General features: G+C 62.3%; 17 protein-coding genes and 7 pseudogenes. 15 read left to right on the top strand and 9 right to left on the bottom strand.

The genetic code is table 11. From position 1 onward, the window contains the following. Window positions 1–170, top strand: a pseudogene (locus ACFWI9_RS24170) (IS5/IS1182 family transposase); the annotation flags it as partial. 103 nt (window positions 171–273) lie between these two features. Next, window positions 274–477, top strand: a pseudogene (locus ACFWI9_RS24165) (transposase); the annotation flags it as partial. Between the two features lie 59 nt (window positions 478–536). Here ACFWI9_RS24165 and ACFWI9_RS24160 read toward each other — a convergent pair. Both ACFWI9_RS24160 and ACFWI9_RS24155 read right to left on the bottom strand, forming a co-directional pair. Continuing rightward, on the bottom strand, window positions 537–1,304 hold the full coding sequence (locus ACFWI9_RS24160) for a DUF4239 domain-containing protein (protein WP_387165085.1): 768 nt from the start codon (window positions 1,302–1,304) through the stop codon (window positions 537–539). Window positions 1,305–2,611: 1,307 nt separating this feature from the next. Then, window positions 2,612–4,195, bottom strand: a complete 1,584-nt coding sequence (locus tag ACFWI9_RS24155) for an MFS transporter (RefSeq protein ID WP_387165086.1) — start codon at window positions 4,193–4,195, stop codon at window positions 2,612–2,614. Between the two features lie 109 nt (window positions 4,196–4,304). Between ACFWI9_RS24155 and ACFWI9_RS24150 the strand changes: the two genes are divergently transcribed. From ACFWI9_RS24150 to ACFWI9_RS24135, 4 genes are all read left to right on the top strand, one after another. After that, window positions 4,305–5,348, top strand: a complete 1,044-nt coding sequence (locus ACFWI9_RS24150; RefSeq protein ID WP_387165084.1) for a 2OG-Fe dioxygenase family protein — start codon at window positions 4,305–4,307, stop codon at window positions 5,346–5,348. Window positions 5,349–5,371: 23 nt separating this feature from the next. Next, on the top strand, window positions 5,372–6,007 hold the full coding sequence (locus ACFWI9_RS24145; RefSeq protein WP_387165082.1) for a class I SAM-dependent methyltransferase: 636 nt from the start codon (window positions 5,372–5,374) through the stop codon (window positions 6,005–6,007). 18 nt (window positions 6,008–6,025) lie between these two features. Next, window positions 6,026–6,856: a glutamate racemase gene (murI, locus tag ACFWI9_RS24140; protein WP_387165080.1), complete on the top strand. Its 831-nt coding sequence runs from the start codon at window positions 6,026–6,028 to the stop codon at window positions 6,854–6,856. Window positions 6,857–6,949: 93 nt separating this feature from the next. Further along, complete coding sequence (locus tag ACFWI9_RS24135; RefSeq protein ID WP_387165078.1) at window positions 6,950–7,750, top strand: class I SAM-dependent methyltransferase; 801 nt, start codon at window positions 6,950–6,952, stop codon at window positions 7,748–7,750. A 231-nt stretch (window positions 7,751–7,981) separates the two neighbouring features. On the opposite strand, the pseudogene ACFWI9_RS24130 reads toward ACFWI9_RS24135, so the two are convergent. After that, a pseudogene (locus ACFWI9_RS24130) lies at window positions 7,982–8,110 on the bottom strand (transposase); the annotation flags it as partial. A 327-nt stretch (window positions 8,111–8,437) separates the two neighbouring features. Here ACFWI9_RS24130 and ACFWI9_RS24125 point away from each other — a divergent pair. After that, window positions 8,438–8,725, top strand: coding sequence for a hypothetical protein (locus ACFWI9_RS24125; RefSeq protein WP_387165076.1), 288 nt, complete (start codon window positions 8,438–8,440; stop codon window positions 8,723–8,725). A gap of 27 nt (window positions 8,726–8,752) precedes the next feature. Here ACFWI9_RS24125 and ACFWI9_RS24120 read toward each other — a convergent pair whose 3' ends face one another. Next, window positions 8,753–10,081 carry an IS110 family transposase gene (locus tag ACFWI9_RS24120; RefSeq protein ID WP_387165074.1) on the bottom strand — a complete coding sequence of 443 codons (1,329 nt, stop codon included), beginning with the start codon at window positions 10,079–10,081 and terminating at the stop codon, window positions 8,753–8,755. A 258-nt stretch (window positions 10,082–10,339) separates the two neighbouring features. On the opposite strand from ACFWI9_RS24120, the pseudogene ACFWI9_RS24115 reads away from it, so the two are divergent. Next, window positions 10,340–11,560: pseudogene (locus ACFWI9_RS24115) on the top strand (ISAzo13 family transposase); the annotation flags it as partial. Here the strand turns inward: ACFWI9_RS24115 and ACFWI9_RS24110 are convergent. Then, window positions 11,555–11,746 (bottom strand): annotated as a pseudogene (locus ACFWI9_RS24110) (integrase core domain-containing protein); the annotation flags it as partial. The pseudogenes ACFWI9_RS24115 and ACFWI9_RS24110 overlap by 6 nt on opposite strands. A gap of 25 nt (window positions 11,747–11,771) precedes the next feature. Here ACFWI9_RS24110 and ACFWI9_RS24105 point away from each other — a divergent pair. Next, window positions 11,772–12,362 (top strand): hypothetical protein, encoded by a 591-nt coding sequence (locus tag ACFWI9_RS24105; protein ID WP_387165072.1) that lies wholly within the window; start codon window positions 11,772–11,774, stop codon window positions 12,360–12,362. A gap of 15 nt (window positions 12,363–12,377) precedes the next feature. On the opposite strand, the pseudogene ACFWI9_RS24100 reads toward ACFWI9_RS24105, so the two are convergent. Further along, window positions 12,378–13,145, bottom strand: a pseudogene (locus ACFWI9_RS24100) (IS256 family transposase); the annotation flags it as partial. An 864-nt stretch (window positions 13,146–14,009) separates the two neighbouring features. Here ACFWI9_RS24100 and ACFWI9_RS24095 point away from each other — a divergent pair. The 4 genes from ACFWI9_RS24095 to ACFWI9_RS24080 all read left to right on the top strand — a co-directional run bounded on the left by ACFWI9_RS24095 (window position 14,010) and on the right by ACFWI9_RS24080 (window position 20,860). Continuing rightward, window positions 14,010–15,155 (top strand): trypsin-like serine peptidase, encoded by a 1,146-nt coding sequence (locus ACFWI9_RS24095; protein WP_387165070.1) that lies wholly within the window; start codon window positions 14,010–14,012, stop codon window positions 15,153–15,155. A gap of 130 nt (window positions 15,156–15,285) precedes the next feature. Further along, window positions 15,286–16,077, top strand: coding sequence for a hypothetical protein (locus ACFWI9_RS24090; protein ID WP_387165068.1), 792 nt, complete (start codon window positions 15,286–15,288; stop codon window positions 16,075–16,077). 57 nt (window positions 16,078–16,134) lie between these two features. After that, window positions 16,135–18,180 (top strand): PASTA domain-containing protein, encoded by a 2,046-nt coding sequence (locus tag ACFWI9_RS24085; RefSeq protein WP_387165066.1) that lies wholly within the window; start codon window positions 16,135–16,137, stop codon window positions 18,178–18,180. Window positions 18,181–18,811: 631 nt separating this feature from the next. Then, complete coding sequence (locus ACFWI9_RS24080; protein ID WP_387165064.1) at window positions 18,812–20,860, top strand: ATP-binding protein; 2,049 nt, start codon at window positions 18,812–18,814, stop codon at window positions 20,858–20,860. Between the two features lie 115 nt (window positions 20,861–20,975). On the opposite strand, the pseudogene ACFWI9_RS24075 reads toward ACFWI9_RS24080, so the two are convergent. From ACFWI9_RS24075 to ACFWI9_RS24065, 3 genes and pseudogenes are all read right to left on the bottom strand, one after another. Next, a pseudogene (locus ACFWI9_RS24075) lies at window positions 20,976–21,821 on the bottom strand (IS3 family transposase); the annotation flags it as partial. Between the two features lie 69 nt (window positions 21,822–21,890). After that, a complete protein-coding gene (locus ACFWI9_RS24070; protein ID WP_387165062.1) occupies window positions 21,891–22,196 on the bottom strand; it encodes a transposase in 306 nt (101 codons plus the stop codon). A 465-nt stretch (window positions 22,197–22,661) separates the two neighbouring features. Further along, window positions 22,662–24,014: a PhoH family protein gene (locus tag ACFWI9_RS24065; protein ID WP_387165060.1), complete on the bottom strand. Its 1,353-nt coding sequence runs from the start codon at window positions 24,012–24,014 to the stop codon at window positions 22,662–22,664. Window positions 24,015–24,317: 303 nt separating this feature from the next. Between ACFWI9_RS24065 and ACFWI9_RS24060 the strand changes: the two genes are divergently transcribed. Both ACFWI9_RS24060 and ACFWI9_RS24055 read left to right on the top strand, forming a co-directional pair. After that, window positions 24,318–24,617 (top strand): transposase, encoded by a 300-nt coding sequence (locus ACFWI9_RS24060; RefSeq protein WP_387165058.1) that lies wholly within the window; start codon window positions 24,318–24,320, stop codon window positions 24,615–24,617. After that, on the top strand, window positions 24,514–24,851 hold a 338-nt coding region (locus tag ACFWI9_RS24055), incomplete at its 3' end, for an IS3 family transposase (protein ID WP_387165056.1). The genes ACFWI9_RS24060 and ACFWI9_RS24055, both read left to right, overlap by 104 nt.

Below are 24,851 nucleotides of genomic sequence, written 5' to 3'. Positions count from 1 at the left end.
ACTACCAGCAGCTCAACCGCGACCACGCACGACTCAGAGCGCCCGGCGAACGCGCCTTCGCCCAGCTCAAGTCCTGGCGACTGCTACGGCGAGCCCGATGCTCCACCCGCCGCATCAGCACCATCGTCCAAGCCATCCACACACTCCTGACCCGCAACCATTCAGGATGAAAGAGGTTCACTGAACGCCTTCCAGATCGCCTTCGAAGGACGCCTCACCCCCGCCACCAGCCACTGACCTCAACAACCAAGATCAGCCGTTGATTGGACAGACCCGGTCCACGGGGCCGACCTGCCCCACCTGCACGCCTTCACACGATGGCTGGAACGAGACCGCGACGCTGTCAACACCGCACTCACGCTTCCGTACAGCAACGGCCCCCCTGAGGGTGTCAACACCAGGACCAAGCGAATCGCGCGCCAGATGCACGGACGAGCAGGCTTCACCCTGCTTCGCTACCGCATCCTCCTCGGATAGCAGCACGCTCCGTCACCACCGAATGTGAGACAGGGCCGTTGATTGGACAGACCCGAGGCTTACTGCGGGAACTTCCCCTTATCAATCGCATCGAACGCATTCTCCAGATTTTCATACTGAGCAGGAGTCACCCTCAGGTTACCCCTAAAAGGATTGTCCATCTCCGCAGTGACCACGATAAGCAAAGCCACGCTTACGGCAGCCACGCACGAAATTACAACATGTGTCACCTTGGACTCTACCGGCAAAAGAAATATCGTCGCCGTCATGGCGAATGCGCCGAGATACATCACTACCCACAGCATCTCCGGGATAGTCTGGTCAACTTGCCCCAAACGCTCACGGCGGGCATCAAGAAGGGAGCCATAAGAACCCAAAATCTCCCCGTACGCGACATCCTCTTTATTACTTTTCAGGTCGAGTTCATGGAGCGTATGAAGGAATCCATTCAAATTTGATCGACACAGTTCCACCGGAGAATCTTCTTGAGCCTGAGCGGACCACTCTCGATCCACAACGCAACGAACGTATGATCTAATCTCCGACCGCACGGCTGCACCCCCTGGATCCCGCAGCGCTTCCGTGAGTCCGTACATATGGGAAAGTTCATTTGCCTCAACTTGCGCGGTCGCGAAGCCGTGCGAGTAATTCTCATAGGCTGCGACGGTAATCAAGGCAAGTAGAAGCCCAAAGAAGACGATTACCGCATTGGAGAATACAGAGCAAATATATCCCCAATGCGGCTCACCCTCGAAGAATCGACGCAGGTATTTTCGCGTAAGTAGTGTCCCTGTCGCACCGATAGCCAAAAATGCGAGAATGAACACGAGGCTCGAAATCCATACAGGCGCATCATAGAAAAAATCCGGCATTGTTGACCTTAGCGAATATAAGCTCAGCATGCAGCAACCTGCATGTTTGGCTTGCGAGAACTTCCCAATGACTAGCCTGTCCACCCGACACCCTCAGGCGCAAATCGACACGCGGAGATGTCTACTGCTTCACGCATGCATAAAGTGTGCCTCCCCGCACGGATCCCTTTCCAACCTGGTTTGTGGGTCGTGTAGTTGGAGTGGCGGACGAGTGAATCCCCTGGTAGATGGGTTTTCGATAGCGGTCCGGAAGGCGTCCGTGAAAGGCGTTCACCCTGCTGGACGGATCGATGCCACCATGATCTTGCTTCGGTTTGGTGGACATCCTCTCGCTCGGGGACACTGGTCCCCGCAAGGAAGTTCGTCGCGCCAAGGACGCGTCCGGCCTATCCGCCGTCCGCCGTCAGATTGTCGATCCCGTGAAGCTTCCCCTTGAACCGCCCCGAGTTCGGTGGAGATCTCAGATTGTGGGGATGATCTGGGGTTTCGTGAGTTCGGCGTAGTACTGAGCTTGAATTCGTGATGTCGGTCGGCTCGTGGTGGCGGCGTCAGGGTCCGAAATCGCCGGATGCTGCTGGCCCGGGTTCAGGACGGTGGCTGCAGCCAGCGCCGCGCCGCAGCTAGATTCGCCTCGACGTCATCGCTCCAAGAGCAGACCTCCAGCCATGAGAGGTAGCCGTCTTGCGCGAAGACCAAGATTTCGCCAGGGCACTCGCCGGTTTTGGTGAACAGCTGTACCTCGGCGGCCACGACGGTGCCGGGCCCCGGTTGCCGCGGGCTCCACCGCGTCGGCGTCGAGTTCGAAGTAGGCAGTGCCGCACCCGCACTTACAACGGGATTGCACCCTGAGTTGGGGCACCTGCCGTCGAAGGGCGACGTGAGCGGGCTCGTCCGGATTCAGGACGAGGGCAAGCACGTCGGCTACGTCCTCCAGGGCCCCTTCGGTCGCCGGTGTGATGAGTGGAATCACCACGCCAACGACGAGGGGCCCTGCCTCGTCACCACACCCGCTGACCAGCCCATTTCACCCTCCAGCACAGGATGAAAGAGGCTCACTGAACGCCTTCCAGATCGCCTTCGAAGGACGCATCACCCCCACCACCAGCCACTGACCTCAACAACCAAGATCAGCCGTTGATTGGACAGACCCTTCACTGGACAGACCCCGATCGCGCCCGCCTGCGAGCACCCGGCGAACGGTACGGCTGATGCGGCGTGTGAAGCAGCGTGCTGTGCGGAGGGATCCCCTCCGGTTTTCCGACCTACCCTCCACCCCGATCCTCCTTGCCATATTTGCCATAAAGGTATTCTTCTTCGGCCTTCACCGGGTAAGCCCAGTAAGCCAGCATGAAGCCCAAAAGGATGGCGAGGATTCCCGCACAGTATGCCCAGTCTGCACCATGCCTAAAAGAATCCCGAGCAGCCTGCTCGATTTTCCCCGTGTATTGCGGATAGCGGATCTCGATTTCGGTGGCCGCCGCGAAGGATTTCGTGAGCTGATTTTTAACAGCACGTTCGACCTCTTGGGTGGAGGAGTTTCCCGTCAATAGCTTATTGAATGATTTACCGTAGCCGACAGTAAGAACACTGCCCAGGATCGACTGCATCGCGGCACCACCCAACGCGCTTTGTATCGCGGCCACAGAAGACGCCATACCCGCACGGGACAAAGGCACCGCAGCTGCGAGTGAGCAGCTCGTCGGAGTACCGGCCAATCCAACACCGAGACCGATGAACGTGAAGGCGAGAAGAATTTCGAAAGGAGGACTATTCTCACGCCATAGAAGCATGACGGCGAATCCAAGAAGGAAGAAGAAGAATCCGAAGATTAGCGTAAATCGACAGCCACGGTTCATTGCAAGCCTGGCTGAGTAGGGCGCGATAAAGAGGCTGGAAATCGCCATAGGGGTCAAAATAATCCCTGCCTCGAAGGCTGTGTACTCTAGAATATTCTGAAGAAACTGCTGACCGATGAATAGCGCACCGAGCCGCGCACCGTAAACGATCATCCCGAGGCAGGCCGCAGTCCAGAAAATTCGACGCTTAACAATCAAAGGATCAAGCAGGGGAAATGAAGCACGCCTTTGACTGATAATAAAAAGGCTGCCAGTTGCAATTGCGAGAGAAAGGAGTGTATAGGTTACATCGGCCATGCCTGTTTGAGAGGCAAAGTTAATGGCTAGAATTACGGAGCCGGCACACAAGATAGAGAGCAAACCTCCCGCATGATCAACGGTGCCAGATGCCTCATTGACGCTGCTGGGCACGAATACCATCGCGAAAAGGAGGGCCGAGATCGAAATTGGGACTGAAAGGAGGAATGCTGAACCCCACCAAAATGCGGTTAGCAAGATCCCGACAAGCGGAGTACTGAGAGCTACCATACTGGCTCCCACGGCTCCCCAAAGTGAAATTATCTTTGCCCGTTGCCGACCAGACCAAAATGTAGTGATCAGCGCCAATGTAGTTGGGAGTGAAATACTGGCAGCAATCCCTCCTAGGATGCGGGCGAAGATCAAGATTTCGACAGTGGGGGCGAATGCCGCCATGATGCTCGTTGGCACGGAAAACGTATTACCTAGGATGGCCATAATTTTCCATCCGTAGCGATCGCCCAATGCGCTCAGATATAGCACGGAGGCTGCAAGTCCTAGGGTGTAACCGACGACCACAAAGTCTAGTTCGGTCTGAGAAGCATCGAATTCTCGACCAATTTCCGGCAGGGTGGCGTTTGCTACGGTCAAGTTGATATTTACGACTGCCGTCGTTAGAAGCAAGGATGCAAATACGAGCTTCGGGTGGGACAGGGGGGCAGGGCAGTCAGCCGCTGCATCTGAGGCGTTCATGTATGCCACGTATCACCTATATCCGCCGCAATGACTCTATTCGCACAGGCGCGATCAATGATCCCACTAATGGCGCTGGAAGGTCCGGCTACAGGCAGACGAGCGTGCTATGGGCGTTCAGCGGGTTCTCCGCGTGCGGATGGGGCTCGCGTCCGGAGGACCTGGTCCCTCGGACCTTCGTTCGGCGAGGGCAGGGGAGGCGAACAAGGCTGCCGGAATCATCTGCGCCGCGGGCCAGACACCGTGCTGGTGTGTACTGTGGCCGACTCGCGAAGGAACCATCGTCAGGTTACGGTGCACTGTAGGTGACAGCCATAGCCCAGAGTTACAGCTGGCGAGCCCGCGCGACAGGCGTCTAGCGGAGCAAGGAGTGGTCGCCATGGACGAGCTAACAAGCCCAGCATTCCAATCCTCACCGCTCCGCCCAGTCGATATGACGCCCGGACAGCGGCTAAGAGCGGAGGGTGTAATCGCCATTTCGGCTTCCGCATTCCCGGTCTCAACTCCACTCCCTCGCGTGGAATGGGACAGTCTTGCCGTGGACCGCTACCTTCCCTGTGGCACCTATCGATTCCGCAGGTTCGGCAGAGTAAAGGCTCTCCCCGGGCCGTCTGGATGGTCACTCGTTCCCCTTCCCTATCGCTCCTTCCAGCAGCCTGCAGAAGTCATTCCGCTCTACAATGGAGCCGCTCGGGAATTTGCGCCAATCCGCGAGTCGCTGCTCCGAACGGCAGGAATGGTGCGGTTGATAAAGACGGACCTAGACATCGTTGTTGAGGCAACCGGCCGCCAGCAGGGGTACATGCTGGGTCTGCATATGATCCGGATCGTTGCTGGAGTGCAGAATGGGAACGCTCCAGCGCCCGAAGGGAGACACCGCGATGGTCATCAATATGTGGCTATGCATCTCATCAACCGCATAGGATGCAGCGGCGGAGTGTCCCGTGTGTATCACGGAAAATGCGAGCAGCCTGCGCTCGTCACAACTCTGAGTCACCCACTCGACACTCTGGTGGTCAACGACCAGCTCATGGAACACGAGGTCACCTCGGTGCTGTCACTTCCCGGCGCTTCACAAAGTGTCCGTGATCTCCTCATCGTCGATTTCGACGCCATCGCTCTCACTCCAGCGAGTGGCACCGAAACACAGTAGAAACTCGTATGGGAAGGACTTCGATGACCGCTGATGCAGCCAAAGACTGGATTTCTGTTTTCAAACAGCGGCAGATATGGGAACTAACCCAAAACAGGATTGAAGAGTGGATCGAACGGAACAGTGAGTTCTTCTCGCTCCTCTCCGATGTGCTCCCTGGTGAAGCCCGTGTCCTCGAACTCGGCTGCGGACCTGGTCGACACGCCATAGCGCAGGCGCTCTGTGGGTATCTGGTGACTGCCATCGATATTGATCCAACCATTCTTGAGCAGGCCAGAAAGAATGCAATGAACTGTGCGCCTGATTCGCATATCGAGTTCCTTATTCAGGACATGAACTGCCTCGATGGTTTCGCAGAGGACCTGAAACTGGACGCCGTCACTCACGGGGGCTTGATGGAACACTTTCCATCACCCGACGCAATTAGGACGTCACTACACCGACAACTCGCTGTAGCCCCCTACGTCATTTTTGATGTGCCATTCGATACCCGAAAGAACCGAGCCCTCTTCGATAAAGACACCATTTTTCGCCAGATCTGGACATCGGAGAAATGGACCAGTGAAATCCTATCTGGATTTGGTGTCATAGAGTGGCGTACAGAAATCCACGAAGAGGCATCGATGACTGACGACTTGATTGTCTGTATCCGGCGCTGACTCCGTTGGAGGGACCCCATGGCCCGGCGAATCGGGATATTTGATTCTGGTATGGGAGGCCTCACCCTCCTCGACGACTTGCGGGGCTTGGATCCCGACTGTGAGGTCATCTACTTGGCAGATACCATGAATCTCCCCTTCGGTGACAAGTCGGACGAGGAGATCGCGGGCATTACCATGGCAGCCTACTGCTATCTGGTAGATCAGGGCATTGACGCATTGATTATCGGTTGCAACACGGCCGACGCCGTTAGGACTGTTTCTCCGAATTTCGACATATTTACTACGGTGCCGACTATTGGTGTGATCGATGCGACCGCTCGCGCTGCCCATCGCAAGACGCGATCAGGGGTCATCGGGGTGGTGGGTACAGTGGCGACCATACGCAGCCGCGCATATGAGAAGGTGCTATCGCGGTATAATGATCGGCTGGAAGTGCGCGCGGCTGCGTGCCCGAAGCTCGGACCGCTCATTCATTCCTGCGCCACTCATTCATCTCAGTTGAAGACTGCCGTCCGAGCGGGTATTGCCTGCCTGGACCTGTCTAATGGACTCGACACACTTATTCTGGGATGTACTGCTTACCCATTGATCCAAAATCTCTTCCAGACCAGTGTCCCTTCCTCAGTCAAGCTGGTCACTTCCGGGCGGGCTGTTGCGTGGGGCGTGCACCGTGCCCTCGGTCCTCCGCCTGTCGACTTTTCAGCCGTTTTGTCGGGCTCCGGTGTTTTCCTCGTGACGGGCAATCCCGCGGAATTCGCTGTACAGGCCCGCCGACTGCTCGGAATGAGTCTGAAGCCCCAGCGAGTCTTGCTCTCTCCTCAACCGCGCCGCGGGCAAGGAGACTAGACGGATTCCGGGGAAAGTCGTCACAACGAGCCAACGGCATCCCGAGGGGACAACCAGAAATTCGTAGCTCAAGGGTTGAGAAGGAGGGCAGGCATGTTCCCGCAGGCGCACGATCGCGACATGCACAGCTCCGGCGGGATAGGCGCCGTCCAGCAGTTTTACGATGATCTCGCCAACACTTACCACCTGTGCCACACTGATTGGGAAATGTCGATCAGGACCGAGGGCCCAGCCCTGCATAGGATCCTCACTAGCCAGCTCGGAACTGGTCCACATCGTGTCCTCGACTGCGCTTGCGGTATCGGCACCCAACTCGTTGGCCTCGCACAGCACGGCCACCAAGTTACCGGATCGGACTTTTCAGAAAACGCAGTTCGCAGAGCGACAAAGGAAATCGCTCAGCGAGGACTTGCTGCGAACATCCACGTGGCAGATATGCGCGCACTGCCCTTCAATGCACACTCGTTCGATGCGGTAGTCTGTGCCAACAATTCTCTGCCCCACCTGCTTGAACCCTCGGCTGTGCTCGCAGCAGCGAGGAGTATGAGGAGGGTCCTGCGACCTGGTGGCATGATCCTTATAACTACACGGGATTACGATGCCCTTCATGCCGCACAGCCCACTGGAACACCGCCAGTTGTCGTCGAAACGCCCGAAGAACGCACCATCACAATCCAGGTTTGGTCGTGGCGCGGGGAGCACTACGATCTTGAGCACCTTCAAATCGTCTCCAATGGGACAGATTGGAAAGTGCAGCACCGGGTAACGCCCTACTGGGCTGTGACCCGGCAACAGCTCACTGAGATGCTCACCGCTGCTGGCTTCACCGGTTTGTGCTGGCATGAGCCTGAGAGTACCGGCTATTTTCAGCCCATTCTCACCGCCACGATATAGCACCAGCGCTCCATGTGCGCCTCAAGACTGCCAAGGAATAGGGACCCAATAAGTATACGAACACCACCCGTCGATGCGGGGGACTGTAAGAAGAACCGGCCCTGTCTCACATTCGGTGGTGACGGAGCGGGTCATGTCCCCTGTGGTGGTGTAGCCGGTCCGATCTGGTCGTTGTTGGGGTAGATCTTGTCCATGCTGCCTTCGGGGAGGTAGCGGCGGGGGGAAGGCGATCCACTCGTCGTGCATCTCGATGAGCACGGCGGTGGTGAGTCGTTCGAGGGCGTCGGGGTTGGGGAAGATCTGCACGACGTCGGTCCGGCGTTTGATCTCACGGTTGATCCGCTCCAGCGGTCGACTGGATCTTCTTCCAGTGCCGATCTGGGAAGTCCGCGAACGCGGTCAGGTCCTTCTTCGCTTCCAAGCGGCAGCGGCGGCTGGCCTTGGCTACCGAGGCCCGACTGATCGGGCACGGGGGTGCCTCTATGTCCTTGGTCAAGCGAGTGGGCAGCGTCGGCCTGGGGTTCGATCTTCCGTGTGGGGGCATGAGACTGTCTGGTCGTGTCGGAGATGATGAGGGGGTTGGAGGCGGCCTTGGCTGAGGCGTTGTCTCCTTCGTGGTCGCGACGTGTTCGTGCCGGGCGTGACCTTGCTTCCTTCGCTGATGTTCCTGAGGCTGCGAAAGCGTTGGTGGGGCTGTTGCTGGACGTCGAGGACACGGCGGTGACCCGGCAGACGGCAGAGGCGCTGGCCTGGGTGGGGACGGTGGCCGCCGTAAGGCTCATCGCTCTCGCGGTTGCCGAGGCTGACGACCACCAGGCTGACTGGCTGCAGACCGGGGTGCATGACGCGCTCGTGGGGCCGGACGGTGTGCTGGGCGTCGCAGCGGTCTGCGGGCAGCTCGCCCGGGACCCGGAAGAAGCTGTCCGTCGGGGTGCCGCGGAGGTCTCGGCGTGGGCGGACGACACGAGATGCTGATGTGAGTCGAGCTGCCTGTGGGCTGGTTCATGCAGCCATCGCGTGAGGGACGCGGGGTTCGTAGAAGGTGCCGTCGCGGAGCATCGCGAACAGCACGCTGATGCGGTGCCGGGCCAGGCGGAGAAGGGCTTGGGTGTGGGTCTTTCCGCGGTCACGGCACTTGTCGTAGTAGGTCCGGGAAGCGGGATCGTGCAGGGCTGCGAACGCGGAGAGGAACATCGCCCGCTTCAGCTGTCGGTTGCCGCCGCGGGGCGCGTGTTCGCCGTGGATCGAGGTCCCTGACGACTTCGTGGTGGGCGCGAGTCCGGCGTAGGAGGCCAGGTGGGCGGCGGTGGGGAAGCTGGTGCCGTCGCCGACGGTGACCAGCAGTACGGCGGGGGGGGGGGGGGGGGCGCCGCGCCGCGCGGGGGGGGGGCGGCGGCGGCCGGGGGGGGGGGCGGGGGGGGGGGGGGGGGGCAGGGGGGGCGCGCGGCCGCGGGTCCCCAGGAGTCCGGGGGGGGCCCTGACCGCGACCCCTGGCATCGAGGTCAGGACCGCCGAAAGAGGGTGTGCCTCCAGCAGGGCCTCGATCTGGGCCTCCAGCGCGCGTCGTTGCTCGTGGACGGCTCCGAGCGAGCGGGCCAGGGACGGGATGACGACGTCGAGGGTGCCGGTCCCGGGAACGACGACGGTCTGTTCGTCGAGCGCGTCGAAGACCTCGTCGATCAGCCGGGCGGCCATGCGCGGGGCCTTGGGTCTGATGGCCTCGACGAGTCTGCGGCGGCCGGCTTTCCGTAGCGCGGCTGGGGATCCGTAGCGTTCCAGCAGCCAGGTGACGGCCTGGTGGTCGAGACGGGGGCCCAGGACGCGTTCGAGGCTGGGGTGGAACTGGGTGAGCAGGCCGCGTATGCGGTTGCTGGTGCGGGTGGCTTCGGCGGCGAGGTCCTGGTCGAAGCCCACGAGCACGGTCAGTTCGGCGGTGATCTCGTCGGTGAGTTCCAGCGAGCGCAGCGCGTGGGGCAGCGTGCGGGCGGCGTCCGCGATCACCGCGGCGTCCTTCGCGTCGGTCTTCGCCTCGCCGGGGTAGAGGTCGGCGATCCGGCGCATCGCCAGTCCGGGCAGGTAGGCGACCTTGCAGCCCGCATCACGGGCGACGGTCAGGGGCAGGGCGCCGATGGAGGCGGGCTGGTCCACGATCACCAGGACGGTGCCGAACTTCGCGGTCAGCTTGTCGAAGACGGCCCGCAGCTTCGGCTCGCTGTTGGGCAGCTGCTTGTCGAAGACCTTCTTCCCGGCCGGGGTCAGCCCGTGCCCGTGATGAGCGGCCTTGCCGACGTCCAGGCCGAGGAACACGCCCACGTCGCCGGTGTCTAACACTGTGCTCTCCACTCCTTCGGTGCGGCTGGCCTTGGCATCGGTGTCGTGCGCGCGCATCCACGTTATGCAGACCTGCCGCCCTCGAACGACCCGGCATTACGCCTGGTCAGGCAGTGGTCGGACCTCTTATCAGCGTCTCCGACGGCACCCCACGGGCCCGGTGACACCACCCCCCAGGTCATCCGTTCGACAGGGGGACACAGCCATGCCGGGCCCGGAGGCCAGCGGCCCTCTTGCAGGACCACGAAGAACATAACGGGGATACGGGCGGTAGCGCGGATCGCGCAGGTCAGCGAGACGACCGTGCGTCGTGGCGTGTCGGAGCTGGAAGCGGGGGCCGGGCCGCTGCCGGACGGCCGAGTGCGTGCACCTGGCGGAGAAGCCAACGATCCTGCCTTGCTTCAAGCCTTGTTGGGGCTGGTCGAGCCGGACGAGCGGGGAGATCCTCAGTCTCCGCTGCGGTGGACGACGAAGTCGCTGCGCAACCTGGCCGAGGAGCTGACCCGGCAGGGGCACCCGGTGTCCGCGCCGACGGTGGGTCGGCTGCTCACGCAGGAGGGTTTCAGTCTGCAGGGATGCGTCAAGACCCTCGAGGGTGCCCAGCATCCCGACCGGGATGCCCAGTTCCGCTATATCAACGAGCAGGTCAAGCAGCACCAGGGCGACGGTGAGCCGGTGATCAGCGTGGACACGAAGAAGCGGGAGCAAATCGGACGGCTGCCCATGGCCGGCCGCGAGTGGCGGCCCGCGGGCGATCCGGTCGAGGTGGAGGACCATCACTTCTTTTTCAGCGGCCCGGACGTTCAGCAGGCGATCCCGTACGGGATCTACGACATCGCCCGCAACACCGGCTGGGTCAACGTCGGTGTCGACCACGACACGTCGGTCTTCGCGGTCGAGTCCATCCGCCGCTGGTGGCGCTGTCGCGGCAGCCTCGACTACCCGAAGGCGTCACGGCTGCTGATCACCTCGGACGCGGGCGGCTCCAACGGTTACCGCTATCGGGTCTGGAAGAGCGAACTGGCTGCTCTGGCCGCCGAAACCGGACTGACGATCACGGTGTGTCACTTTCCTCCGGGCACAAGCAAATGGAACAAAATCGAGCACCGGCTGTTCTCACACATCACCCACAACTGGCGCGGCAGGCCGCTGACCAGCCATGACGTCGTCATTGAGACGATCGCCGCCACCCGCACCCGGGCCGGTCTGCGCGTTGAGGCCCAACTGGATCTCGGCGACTACCCCACGGGCATCGCGATCAGTAAGGACCGCTTCGCCGCGCTGCCGCTGGTCCGGCACGAGGTCCACGGCCAGTGGAACTACACCCTGCTGCCCGAATCATCTGCGCCGCAGGCCCTGCCCACCAGCGAGGCACACGTCGTCTCCGGCCGGCGCCGCGAGCTTCTGGCCCGCCTGGCGGACCCCCGCCTGACCGGGCTGAGCAGTACGGAACTCGCGGGTTTACGCGCTGAGTTAGCTGTACTGCCCAGGGACGTTGGTCAACCTGGTGATGGGTGGTTTGCCGCCGGTTGCGGTGTGGGGGCGGTGGTGATTGTAGTGATGGAGCCAGGCCGGCAGGGCTTTGCGGCGGGCTGATTCGCTGGAGTAGAAGCGGCCCAGGGCCCAGCCACTGTTCGACGACGCCGCCCGGGTTCTGCTCACTCTCCTCTACCAGCGACAGGTCTGCTCGATGAAACTGCTGGCCGACATGCTGGAGGTCACCCCTGAATGCGTCGGCCACCTTGTCGCCGAGACCCGCCGGGTCCTGGAGGACCACGGTCACCAGTCCGGATACGCCCCCAGTCGGTTCACCAGGGCGGACGCGCTGATGGCCTTCCTCGACACCGACCAGACCCCGCCGCGCACCCGGATCATGGAGAGTCTGTCCCATCCGCGGCTTACCGGCATGTCCCGCGCGGAGCTGGATGAACTCACCCGCCGGCTCGCCCCACGCCAGATCGCCCAGGTTGAGCGGGCCTCCTACCAGCGCCGGGGCGCCGAGCGCCAGCCGGGCAGCCGCGGCGGCGTCTTCCCCCAGAAGCTCGGCGACCGAGAACGCGTCGTCGTCGCCATCCTCTACCTGCGGAAACTGTGCACCCTGGACGTCCTTGCCGACGCGCTGGGGGACGTGAGCAGGTCCTCGATCGGGAACGTTGTCCGCGAGATCCGGCCCCTGCTTGCGGAAGGCGGACTTCTCCCGCCCCCGGCCGCCACCCGCTACCGCACCGCCCCCGATCTCCTCACGGCCGCGGACGAGCAAACCGACACACCGACAAGTTGATTCTCTACGGCTTCAGTGAACGAGGCATCTTTGGTAGCCGGCGCCGAGCATGACTTTGCGCACGGCCTTGACCAGGCCGGAGTGGTGGTCGGCGATGACCAGGCGGACCCCGGCCAGTCCGCGTTCACGCAAGCTTCGAAGGAACTCGCTCCAGAACGCTTCGGTCTCGCTGTCGCCGACCATCACCCCCAGCACTTCGCGTCCGCCGTCCTCGGTGATGCCGGTGGCGATGACCACGGCCTGGGAGACGATCTGGTGGTTCACCCTCGCCTTGCAGTAGGTGGCGTCCAGGTAGAGGTAGGGGAATCGGGTGTGGTCCAGCGGGCGGGTGCGGAAAGCGGCCAGTTCGGTGTCCAGTCCGGCGCAGAGCCGGGAGACCTCGCTCTTGGATATCCCGGTGTCCGCACCCAGGGCCCTGACCAGGTCGTCCACGCTGCGGGTGGACACTCCGTGGACATATGCCTCCACGATGACGGCGTAAAGGGCCCGGTCGATACGGCGGCGGCGTTCGAGCAGGCTGGGGAAGAAGCTGCCGGTGCGGACCTTGGGGATGGCCAGGTCCAGGTCCCCGGCCTGCGTGGTCAGCACTCTGTCGCGGTGGCCGTTGCGCCAGGTCGTACGGGTCTCGGCATGCTCGCCGGGTTCGGCGCCGATGTGAGCGGTGGCCTCGGCCTCGATGAGTTCCTGCAAGATCCGCTGGGCCAGGACCCTGATCAACTCGATTCCGTCCGCCGTACGCAGTGACTCCATCAGCCGGAGTAAGTCATGCTGGGACAAGGCCATCGTGTCACCTCTCTCAACGAGCTTCACTACTCGGAGAGTTGCGCGATGGCTGCCTCATGACCAGGGGCTATGCGTTGATCGCTGCTACACCACTCGGCGGGACACCATCGTAACGAGAGGGTCGTGCCATGACTCAACCCTCACACGGAATCGAGTCTCCACCTCACCCGGGGCGGGTCAGCGACCATATATCTGCGCCTCGCTATATGAAATGCGTACTTATTAGGTACTTCCACTGATTCTTATCAGCATGTGTCCGCACATGCTGATCACGGCGTGAATCATCGGCCTGAGCAACTGGTGTTGACATCAGCTGCCCGGGCCCGCGGAGAGGCGACGCGCTCTCGACGCCCTCGCTCGGGCATGTTCCTGAGCGGGGGGCGTATCCGCGAGCCGCTCACCGTGGTCGGGCGCCGGACCGGGCCGGTTGGCTGCTGCGCTGGAACGGGCACCTGCCCAAAACGCCCTCCGAGCGTGGCTGATGGGGGAGCGGCGATGGGCGCGGGCCTGCTGGAGGGGGGCAGGCCCGCCGGTTCTCGGACTGGACATGCCGCGCAGCGGCCCGGGAATCCGCCCGGTGCGCGAGCAGGTGGCTCTGGCGTGGCCGCGAGAGGTACGCATTCCCGGCGTGGCCGATCGGTCAGTCTCAGTGGGCGGACCGCGGGATAGCAGCCACGGGTCACTCGCTATAGTCCAACATGCAGATCAAGAGATCCGCTTTGCGGGTCGATATGTTGGAGTGGAGAGCCACATGACTTTTGTGGACGTTGCGCCTTCTGGGACAGGCGCCCCTGTCGGAGCCCTCGGATGCGGCAGTTCTGATCACGGCACGGCTGCCCGGCACGCCCGCTCGGGAGCGCTGATATGAGGCTGATCCGTGTGCTGGCGGTATTGACTGTCCCGCTTGTCGTTCTCGCCGCCCTGGTCGCGTCGTGTGGCAGTCCGAAGGGCACGGGATCGGCGAGCGCGGGGAACGGCTCTCCTCCGCTGACGCTTCCGAGTGAGAACCGCGACCTTGAAAAGCTGCGCGAAGCCCTACGGGACGGCGGCTGGAAGGACTGGGACAAGGCCAAGTGGCTGCGTGAGGCGGCGGACTTCCTCAACCCGATAATCGAAGGGCTTTGGGACCTCGACCGGCTGCGCGATGCCAATAAGCTTCCCGGAGAGGAGGACAGACCGGATATTTCCACGGACGACGGAACAACCGACCCACAGCCTGCGGCTGTTCAGGCCAAGCGGTTGAACCGGCCGTTCCATACCGCCTCGCCCGCGACCGGCAAGTTGCTGTTCGACACCCCGGAGGGACAGGCGGTGTGCTCGGCGACTGTGGTTAGCGACCCGGCGCATCCCGGCAAGAGCAACCTCGTGTGGACAGCCGGCCACTGCGTCCATGCCGGAGCGCAAGGCGGCTGGTACCGAAACGTGGTCTTCGTGCCCTCCTATAACGACCAGGGCCTGACCGGAAGCAGGCTGCAGGGAGCTTCCATGAGGCAGCTCGCGCCCTACGGCACATGGTGGGCTGCCAGAGCCGCCGTCTCCCAGCAGTGGATCGACGACGGCGGTGAGTCTTCCCGGGCGGCATCTGCCTACCCTTACGACTTTGCTGTTCTGAAGGTCTCCAACCCGAACAACACGCACCAGACGCTGGAGGAGGCCGTCGGCTCTGCGGTCCCCGTGTGGTTCGACGCTCCTACCTCAGCGGACATCGACAGACTAGAGGCGCGGGGATATCCGGCTGCCGCCCCTTACGACGGCTATGGCTACCAGCAATACCGCTGTTCGGGTGACCCGGTCCGCCTCACGGTCAAGGCCAGGACACCCCCCATGCACTGGCTGGGCTGCACCATGACGGCCGGGTCGTCCGGTGGTGGCTGGTTCGCAAGGAAGGCAGACCGCACACTCGCGCTGGTCAGCAACACGTCCATCGGCCCGAAGGACGGCAACGGCTGGCTCGCTGGCCCCCACCTTGGAAGTGAAGCGAAGCAACTCTTCGACAGTGTCAGGAAGTGACGTTGCCGTCGTGGAGCCGACCCGCGCACGGCCGACACAGGCGGCCATGCCTCTGGCCTGCGCTGCCCGCAGTCCTTGAAGCACCCTGCGCACCGCCGTCCCGTAAGCGTCGCCGCGAATGAAGGAAGACATGGACAAGATAAGTTCCAACGCAGCATTGCTGACCACCGTCGCCACCATCCTGGCTTTGGCTTCGACAGGGGGATGCCAGGAAAAGGCCCCACCGGCTTCCCAGGGCGGCACATTCTCCACCGAACTCAGCACGGCGGCACAAAAGACGGAACAGTACGGTGCGGCTGAGGTGACCGTCAAAGGACAGCGTGGTGACAACGATCCGATCACCTCAACGGGTACCTACAGTTGGATAGACGACATCGCCTGCGATGTGACCGTGAACACAGCCGCCGCACGAGCCCAACGCCTCGTGAAATCCTCCAGGATGCGGCTCATTGTCAAGGACAACGCCTACTACTACCAGGTGAATCCACGGATTAAGGGAAAGCGGTGGGTGCGCGTCGAAGGTACCGGTGTCCCGAGCGAGCAGGCAGCACGTGAGGCGATGGTCGAAGCCGACCCCACCGCCGCGCTGCGCGCGATCACCAACTCCCACGCCGTCGACGACCTTGGATGGGAAACGATCCGCGGCACACGGGCCCACCATTACCGGGCCAAGCTGGACGCGAGTCGGCTGGGCGACGACGTCGAAAACGCACTCGGCTCCGCCCTCGGGGGTTCCTCCGCCATCGTCGACGCCTGGATCAGCAGGAAGGACCTGCCCGTCCGCACGACGCAGACCGTCGGCACCTACAAGGTCACGATTGACTTTCTCAAGTTCGGGGCAACCACGACCATCACCGCGCCCGCAACATCCGACACCGCGACCCTCGCAGACGTGGCCGAGAGCGGCATTCGCCAGCCCTGAGCGCATAGAACTGGGCGCCTCGACCGATTCGTACTACAGACCTCGTGGAGAACCACAGTGAACCTCGGCGGACCAGACGAGCTCACCTATCCGCATCCCGACTCTCTTCGCGAGCCGCATGACTGTGGTCCGGCCGCCCCCCAAGACATCACTCACACGCCTCCCGCCCCCGAAAAACCCATGGCCTCCTTCGGCAGCCGCTATGAGCCCCGTGGACTCCTTGGCCGAGGCGGCATGGCAGAGGTCCATCTCGCCTACGACACAAGACTCAACCGAACGGTCGCCGTCAAGATCCTACGGCCCGATCTAACGGACGGATCGACGTTCCACGCACGATTCCGAGCCGAAGCCAAGTCCACGGCATCGCTCAACCATCCGGCCATTGCGGCGGTGTATGACACGGGGGAGGACATGGAAAACGTCCTCCCTCTGAACGGCGGGGGCATACCGCGCCCGTACATCGTGATGGAGTACGTCGACGGCATGACTTTGCGGGAAATCCTGCACGCCGGCACCCCGCTGACCATTGCGCAGGCACTGGAGATGACCATCGACATCCTGCGGGCACTGGCCCACGCCCACTCCCACGGGATCATCCACCGCGACGTCAAACCCGCCAACGTCATGCTCACCAGAGCCGGACAGATCAAGGTCATGGACTTTGGGATCGCTCGCGACCTGCGCGACGTCGGTGTGACCGAGGCGTCCGTCGTCGTTGGCACGGCGCAGTACCTCTCACCAGAGCAGGGCCTGGGACAAACGATTGATGCCCGCTCAGATCTCTACTCCGTCGGATGCCTCCTCTACGAACTACTGACCTTCAGGGCGCTATTCACCGGCGAGTCACCGGTCGCCGTCATCTACCAACACGTCCACTCCCCGCCTCCGGCGCCCAGCCTGGAGAACTCCGACGTCGACACGCAGCTCGACCAAGTCGTCCTGACAGCCCTGGCGAAGGACCGTGCCGACCGCTACCAGTCGGCCGAGGAGATGCTCGCCGACATCGAGGCCTGCCTCGAAGCTCAGCAGGTCATCGTCATCCATCGCCAGCCGGAGCCAGCTGACAGCGAGCGGCACGGGACCGCACCCGCCAAGAGGCAACGAGGAGGCAACATAGCCCTGACCTGCCTGGGAATCGCTGTCGTGGTGGTCGCCGTGCTCCTCGGCTGGAGCGTGAGCAGACACGGCTGGACCAGCACCGCAAGCGTCGACGTCCCCCAACTCGTCGGTGAAACACTCGAAGACGGCCGCCTCATCGCGGATAAGGCAGGGCTCTCCCTCACGGTCTCCGGACACACGACCTGTGAAGACCAACCAGCAGGCCACATATGCGCACAGACCCCCACCGAAGGCCGGCTCGAAAAGGGCGAGTCCGTCAGGGTCACCGTATCCACCGGAGGGCCCAAGGTAGAAGTCCCGGATGTCACGTACAAGCCCGAGGAAGACGCCACTCGTATCCTCAACGACAAGGGCTTCAACGTGGAGACCCGGCGCGTGGAGTCCTCGCACGAAGCCGGAACCGTCCTTGAGCAGGACCCCGCGGGGGGAGAGACCGTCGACAGAGGAACCGTCGTCACCGTCACCGTCTCCAAGGAGCCGGCGACGGCACGCGTACCCGACCTCGTCGGAGAAACCCTGGACGACGCCGAGGAACTGCTTGCCCAGCGTGGCCTCAGGCTCGGAGACACCACGGAAGTAGAGAGCTCACAGAAGGCTGGCACCGTCATCAAGCAGAGCATCGCGGAAGGCGAAGAGGTCAAGGACGGCACAGCGGTGGACGTGCAGGTCGCGAAGCAAGCCGCGACCGTGGTACTCGGCAATCTCACCGGAATGACACTCGGCGACGCTGAGGACTACCTCGCCAACGCAGGCCTGCACATTTACATCTCATCAGGTTCCTCGCGGGCGGCTGACTCCATAGTCGTCACCACCACACCCGTGGCAGGGAGCGAAGTCACCCTGGGGAGCACTGTAACCGTCGCCACAGGGACCAGCAGCCAGGAACCGTCGCAGGAACCCGAGGAATCCGAATCCCCCTCACCGACTGCATCCACACCACAGCCACCTTTGCCAGGGGAAACCGCAGCTGTCGACAGCCCGTAAGGTCTGGGTCCGCCGGCGGCGCTTGCGCGTCCCTCAGTCGACAGAAGAACAAAGCACCTGAGCCCGGGTAAAGAGGCGGGCAGCGATAGACCTGCCCGGTGACTCGGCGGGCAAGGATGCTCCCCGCACCCGCCACCGTTGTCACCGCGCCCGGGCCGGTAGTCGGCTTATATTCTCCCTCGGCCGTCACGGAAAGCGGAGTTCTAGCTTTTTGGTCAATACAGCCTTTACGGCACCTCAGATCTCCCTCAAATATCGGATACTCCGAGCGGTCTCCGCATTAGGCTATCTCTGCAACTTGATGAAAGTTCTGGGAATGGTGTGCAGAGCAGTCACGGAGGCGTCAGTGAACCACGGGTTGCATCCCGGAAGCCGGGGGGGCGCAGACGAGATGCCCCGCGAAGTCACAAAATTCGTCGGACGAAAACGAGAGATCGAATGTGCCGAGAACCTCCTTCTTGAACATCGGGTCCTCACCCTCACCGGCGTCGGTGGCATCGGGAAGTCTCGCCTGGCGATCCAAGTAGCCAAGGTATCAAAACGAGCATTCCGTGACGGAGCCACTTACGTTGACCTGGAGCTCTCAAGTGACAGGTCTCACCTGCTCGCGAAAATGGCTACTAGACTCGGCATGAGTGATCTGAACCCAGTTTCTGCCATCGCCGATATCGCTGACTATATCGGAGCGAGAGAAATTCTGCTGGTCCTCGACGGTTGCGAGCACGTAATAGAAGAGGCGTCAAAACTGGTCGACCGGATCATCAGATCATGCCCCTCTGTCCGTGTGCTCGCAGCAAGCCGGCAACCCCTTGGAGTCTATGGCGAGGGGGTCATGACGGTACCCCCACTAGCCCTACCCGTCGCCGAATCCGATGCGAACCGACAGGACATCACCCAATCCGATGCCGTGCAACTCTTCGTCAACCGGGCCCGCGCACGGCTGCCCGAATTCGAAATCGAAAAGCAGGACAGCTTCGCAATATCCCAGATATGCCGCACCCTCGAAGGGGTGCCTCTGGCCATCGAACTGGCGGCGGCATGGGTACCCGCTCTCTCCGTACGCCAGATAAATGAGCGGCTCTCAACGTCTCACCGATTCCTCATTGCCAGGCTCCAGGGAGTCCCCGCACGTCACCGCTCTCTGCGTGCACTCATGGACTGGAGCTACCATCAGTGCTCCGCAGAAGAAAAATACGCTTGGATATGCGCGGCAGTGTTCGCAGGAAGCTTCGATCTGGAAGCTTTCGGGCATGTGGCGAATAATTGCGAATTTCGCCATGACATGACTGCTGTGATCTTGAGCCTGGTCGAAAAATCTATTCTTCTACGGGAGGAGGAGAACGGTCAGGTGCGCTACCGCATGATGGCGATGGTGCGAGAGTATGGGCGCGACAGCACGGCAAAGACTCTGCAAGCCACGCTGCAAAGACGCTACTGTGATTGGTACTTCAAGCTGATCTGCAGATTCGAAAAGGAATGGATCGGCCCCAGCCAGACATACTGGATAAATCTTCTCCGCAGCGAACATGAGAACCTGCGCGAACTCTTGCACTCCTGCCTCGCCGATGTATCCCGCATCTCGTGCGGATTGCGTATCCTCACGTGCCTTGCCGACTATTGGGAAATTTCAGGATTTCGAGAGGTTCTTGACTTGCTCCGCCAGGTCACGAGCACAGCATACGTGCCCACACCCGAACACGTCTCAGGGCTTCGCAGCCATGCTCTTCTCGCAAGTCTAGATGGCGATCTGAACCAAGGACTCGCCCTTCTCGTGGAGGCGAGAGAGCTGCTCGAGTACCATGGGTCTGCCCAAGAAGGAGCTCACATAGCTCTGGTGCACGGTGTCTGGCTCGGTTGCGCTGGCGAGACTCTCAGCTCGATTGTGGTCCTGGAAAACGCCCTCGCCCGATTCTGCACATTGAATGAACTCCGCGGAAAATTTTTCGCGACGACTGTACTAGCTCTTATGCTGGCACGAGCTGACCAGCGCCAACGCGCGTTGACGCTCCTTGAAGAATGCTCCAGTCTCACCTCGGAATTGGGGGAATTCTACTGGTACACATGGGCGCAGTGCGCCGTCTCGATCATACAATTGGATCAATGTCTGGAAAGTTCTGAGCGTGCGGCATCTCGCGCGATCGAAGCTGCTCAGAAGATCAGTGCCGCCTCTTCTGCGTGTGCCGCCCTCACTCTGCTCGCGCAGGTGAGGGTGCGGAAGGGAAAACCTAAATGTGCTGCAATCCTGCTCGGAGCAGCAGCCAACATGCTGAACGAAGCGGCGCAGCTACCTCATCTGTACCCACTGCTCGGCTGTAATCGTGAAGTAACCGTCGACTTGGCGAGAGCAGAATTGGGAGAGGATGCGTACAGCGAGTACTTTGCTCGCGGCCACAGGCTTTCCTTCAACGCCGCAATCGACTACGCACTCAAAAGAGGGCCTGCAAGAACTAGATCCTCTACCGGACGCGGTGAAGGGAAACTCACACCGCGAGAATTTGAAGTAGCTACACTCGTCTCAGAGGGACTCTCAAACAAAGAAATAGCGGCCCGATTGGTCATAGCTACCAGAACGGCTGAAGCGCATGTCGAGCATATACGCAACAAGCTGAATTTCAAGTCTCGAGCGCAAATCGCCGCATGGTTCGTCGCTCGGCAATCAGAGCTGCCGACAGACGAGTGACCACATGGACGCAGGATAGTTCGGCCGAGACGCCTCACCCGGCCCGAGCCTCTGTGGCAGAATGCAGACCACCCAACATGGGTGAAGTTCCCCCATGAACGTGGACGGCGCGTGGTTACGCTGCGGGGGTGAGGTCGTGGGTCGTCAGGGCTCTGGTTTCGAGCGGAGTGACGTAGCCGTACAGGGGGTGCTTGCGCAGGCGGGTGCGGTTGTATTCGACCTCGATGAAGTGGAAGACGTCGGCACGGGCTGCCTCGTGGGACTCCCAGACGGTGGTCCCGATCTCTGCTTTGAGTAATCCGAAAAGGCTTTCTGCTGCGGCGTTATCGTAACATGAGCCTGTTCTGCCCATGCTTTGCCTCAGGTTCAACTCCCTTATCAGCGTGCGATATTCGCCTGATGTGTATTCCGATCCGCGGTCCGAGTGGGCGATGCAGCCCGGCTTGAGGGAGCCGCGGCCGACGGCCATTTTCAGGGCGTTGGTGACGAGCTCGGCGCGGTGATGGCCGGCCATCGCGTACCCGATCACCTCGCGAGTGGCCAGGTCGATGACGGTCGCCAGGTACCACCAGCCGGCGAGCGTCGGCAGGTACGTGATGTCCGAGACGAGCTTCGTGCCCGGCTCGGCCGCGGTGAAGTCGCGTCCGACCAGGTCTGGGGAGGGTGCCGCCTTGCGGTCTGCCTTGGTGAGGTTTCGGCGCTTGCGGCGGGTGATCCCGCGGATGTCGTGCTCGCGCATCAGCCGCTCGACCTTCTTGCGGTTGACCCTGCGACCCTTTCGGCGCAGGGCCGCGGTGATCCTGGGGGCGCCGTAGGCGCGACGGGATTCCTCGTGGATCTGCCGGATCTCGGCCACCAGCTCGTTCTCCTCGCGCACCGTGATGGCGGCAGCCGGACGGGCGGCGAGGTAGGCGTAGTAGCCGGAGCGGGAGATCTTCAAGGCCCGGCACAGCAGCGCGACACTGTAGCCGTCAGGGCGGTCGGGGGCTGGCCTTCTCCACGTCGACGAACGCGTAGCGCGTGGCTGTGTCTACTTCGTCTTGCGGTTCGCGAAGAAGGCGGTCGCTTTTCCCAGTACCTCGATGGTCTGTTCCATCTCGCGGACCTTGCGGCGCAGGCGCGCCAGTTCCTCGCGCTCGGCCGTGGTCAGCGCGCCCGCCGGCCCCTGGCCGCGGTCGGTCCTATCCTGGTTGACCCAGTTCCGCAGTCCCTCGGGGCTCACGCCGATCTTCCGGGCGACCTCGGTGACCGTCTTGCCCGACGAGTGCACCAGGGCCACAGTGTCGCGCTTGAACTCGGCCGTGTACCGCTTGCTCGTATTGCTCTTCTTGCTCACTACCTGGGACTGCTTCCTCCGGGACTGTCCGTCCCAGTATCAGGCTGTCCGACTCAGAGGGGGAACTTCACCCTCGAAGGACTCAAGACGAAGGACATCTTCAGGTACCTCAATCGCTTCGTCGCGCGAGAGGTCTACCACCATCTCACCAGCGCTTTCAGCGGCGCGATCAGGCCCACTCCTACAGCTTGACGATCTATAGAAGCTTCAGCGTCAAAACCGCCGGCAGCCAGTTGCAGAACCTGGTCCCCGAAACCGCTATCGACAAATTCATCCTTACCTGTGAGGAAGAGTACCGCCGCATGCAGTCGCTGGCCTTGCAGGTCAGACTGGTCGAAATTGAATTGCAGCGCGTATGTCTCTGCCGGTTTCCGGAGAAACCCCCCTCGACAAGAGGAACAGAACTTGAGTTTCGCTCCTTTGATGTAATCCTCGGATGGTTGGACTGTTGGCTTCGCCGACCTCTCAGGCCTCGAGCATCTCGGTGACGAGGGCGGCGATGGGGGAGCGTTCAGAGCGGGTGAGGGTGATGTGGGCGAAGAGCGGGTGGCCCTTGAGCTTTTCGACGACAGCGGCGATGCCGTCGTAGCGGCCGACGCGAAGGTTGTCACGCTGGGCGACGTCGTGGGTGAGGACGACGCGAGAGCCCTGGCCGATCCGGGAGAGGACGGTGAGGAGGACATTGCGTTCCAGGGACTGTGCCTCATCGACGATGACGAAGGCGTCGTGGAGGGACCGGCCGCGGATGTGGGTGAGCGGCAGCACTTCCAGCATTCCGCGGGAGATGACCTCCTCGATCACGTCGGGGGTGGTGACCGCGGAGAGGGTGTCGAAGACGGCCTGTGCCCAGGGGCCCATCTTCTCGGCTTCGCTGCCAGGCAGGTAGCCGAGTTCCTGGCCGCCGACTGCGTAGAGGGGGCGGAAAACCATGACCTTGCGGTGCTGGCGGCGTTCCAGGACGGCCTCCAGGCCCGCGCACAGCGCCAGTGCGGATTTGCCGGTGCCGGCGCGGCCACCCATCGATACGATCCCGATGTCGGGGTCGAGGAGCAGGTCGAGGGCGATGCGTTGCTCTGCGGAACGGCCTCGCAGGCCGAACGCCTCGCGGTCGCTGCGGACCAGTCGCACCTGCCCGTCGTGGCTGGCCCGGCCCAGGGCGTGGCCGCGCTCAGAATGCAGGACTAGGCCCGTGTGGATGGGCAGCTCGGCTGCACCGTCGATGTCGATCGCGGCGTTGTGGCCTGCGCCGAAGAGGGTATCGACCTGATCGGCGGGGACGGTAAGTGCGGTGATGCCGGTCCAGCCGGAGGTGATGGCGAGTTCGGCGCGGTACTCCTCGGCGAGCATGCCGACCGAGCTGGCCTTGATCCGTAGAGGCAGGTCCTTGGAGACGACGGTGACGTCGTAGCCCTCGGCTTGAAGGTTGCGGGCAACGGCGAGGATGCGGGCGTCGGCTTCGCCGCCGCTGGCGCGGTAGCCGGTGGGCAAGGTCGAGGGGTCAGAGCGGTTGAGTTCGACCCGGATGGTGCCGCCGTGGTCGCCGATCGGGATCGGCTCGTCAAGGCGGCCGTGCCGGATGCGGTAGTCGTCGAGGAGGCGGAGCGCCTGGCGGGCGAAGTAGCCCAGCTCGGGGTGGTGCCGCTTGGCTTCCAGCTCAGTAACCACAACCACCGGCAGGACGACCTCGTGCTCCTCGAAGCGGGTCATGGCGAGCGGGTCCGCTAGGAGCACGCTGGTATCGAGAACATATGTGCGCCGATCGCCCTGGCGGGAACGGACGGGCGTCTTGGACCCGGTACCACGCACTTCCTCGATCATCGCTGCGTCTCCGATCCGCTGTGGTGGGCGACCGGCCACACGGCTCTTCGAGCGGCGGTTGTCCTCGCAGCGTTGTGGTGCTTTGGGTGGGTGGACGCTAACCCCGGCGCCCGGCTCGGCGCGACGTTCTATGAGAGGAATCACAACGATTTGTCGCAGGATGAAAGGGGCAGATACGACACCGTCGAGGGCGCTGGTGACCACACCAGGCGATCTGGCGCAGGTTGCGACTCGCTGAAGCTTCCCCTTGCTCTTGGACACCTGGAGACTGGGATCTTGAGGTTCCAGAGGAAGTAGCACCAGGTGGGAAGTAAGTACGCGAAGCGGTACTCCGAGGAGTTCAAGCGGGACGCGATCGTGCTCGTCGATTCCTCGGGAAGGACGGTCACGGCGGTAGCGCGTGATCTCGGGGTGAGCTCGGAGTCGTTGCGCGGCTGGTACCGGCAGGCCAAGGCCGACCGGGGTGAGGGGCGCCCCGGCGAGCTCACCACTCAAGAGGGTGAGGAGCTGGGGAGGCTGCGCAGGCAGAACGCCGAGCAGGCCAAGACGATCGAGGTCCTGCGAAAAGCCGCGGTCTTCTTCGCGAAGGAAAGCGATCGGTGAACGACACGTACGCGTTCATCGAGGCGGAGAAGACCACCCATGGCGTCGCTTTCTGTGCCGGCTGCTGAAGGTGGCCCGCTCGTCCTTCTACGCCTGGCTCGCCGCGCGCCAGACCCGTGCCGCCCGCCAGGCCGCCGATGAGGCCCTGGCCCACAAGATCACCGTCATTCACCTCGCCTCCCGCGGAACCTACGGCGTCCCGCGCATCCACGCCGAACTGCGGCGCCTGGGACG

Source organism: Streptomyces sp. NPDC127084 (genome assembly GCF_042724175.1).
GTDB lineage: Bacteria > Actinomycetota > Actinomycetes > Streptomycetales > Streptomycetaceae > Streptomyces.
Note: the sequence above shows the minus strand (reverse complement) of the source record. Positions and strands in the feature narration are given on the sequence as shown.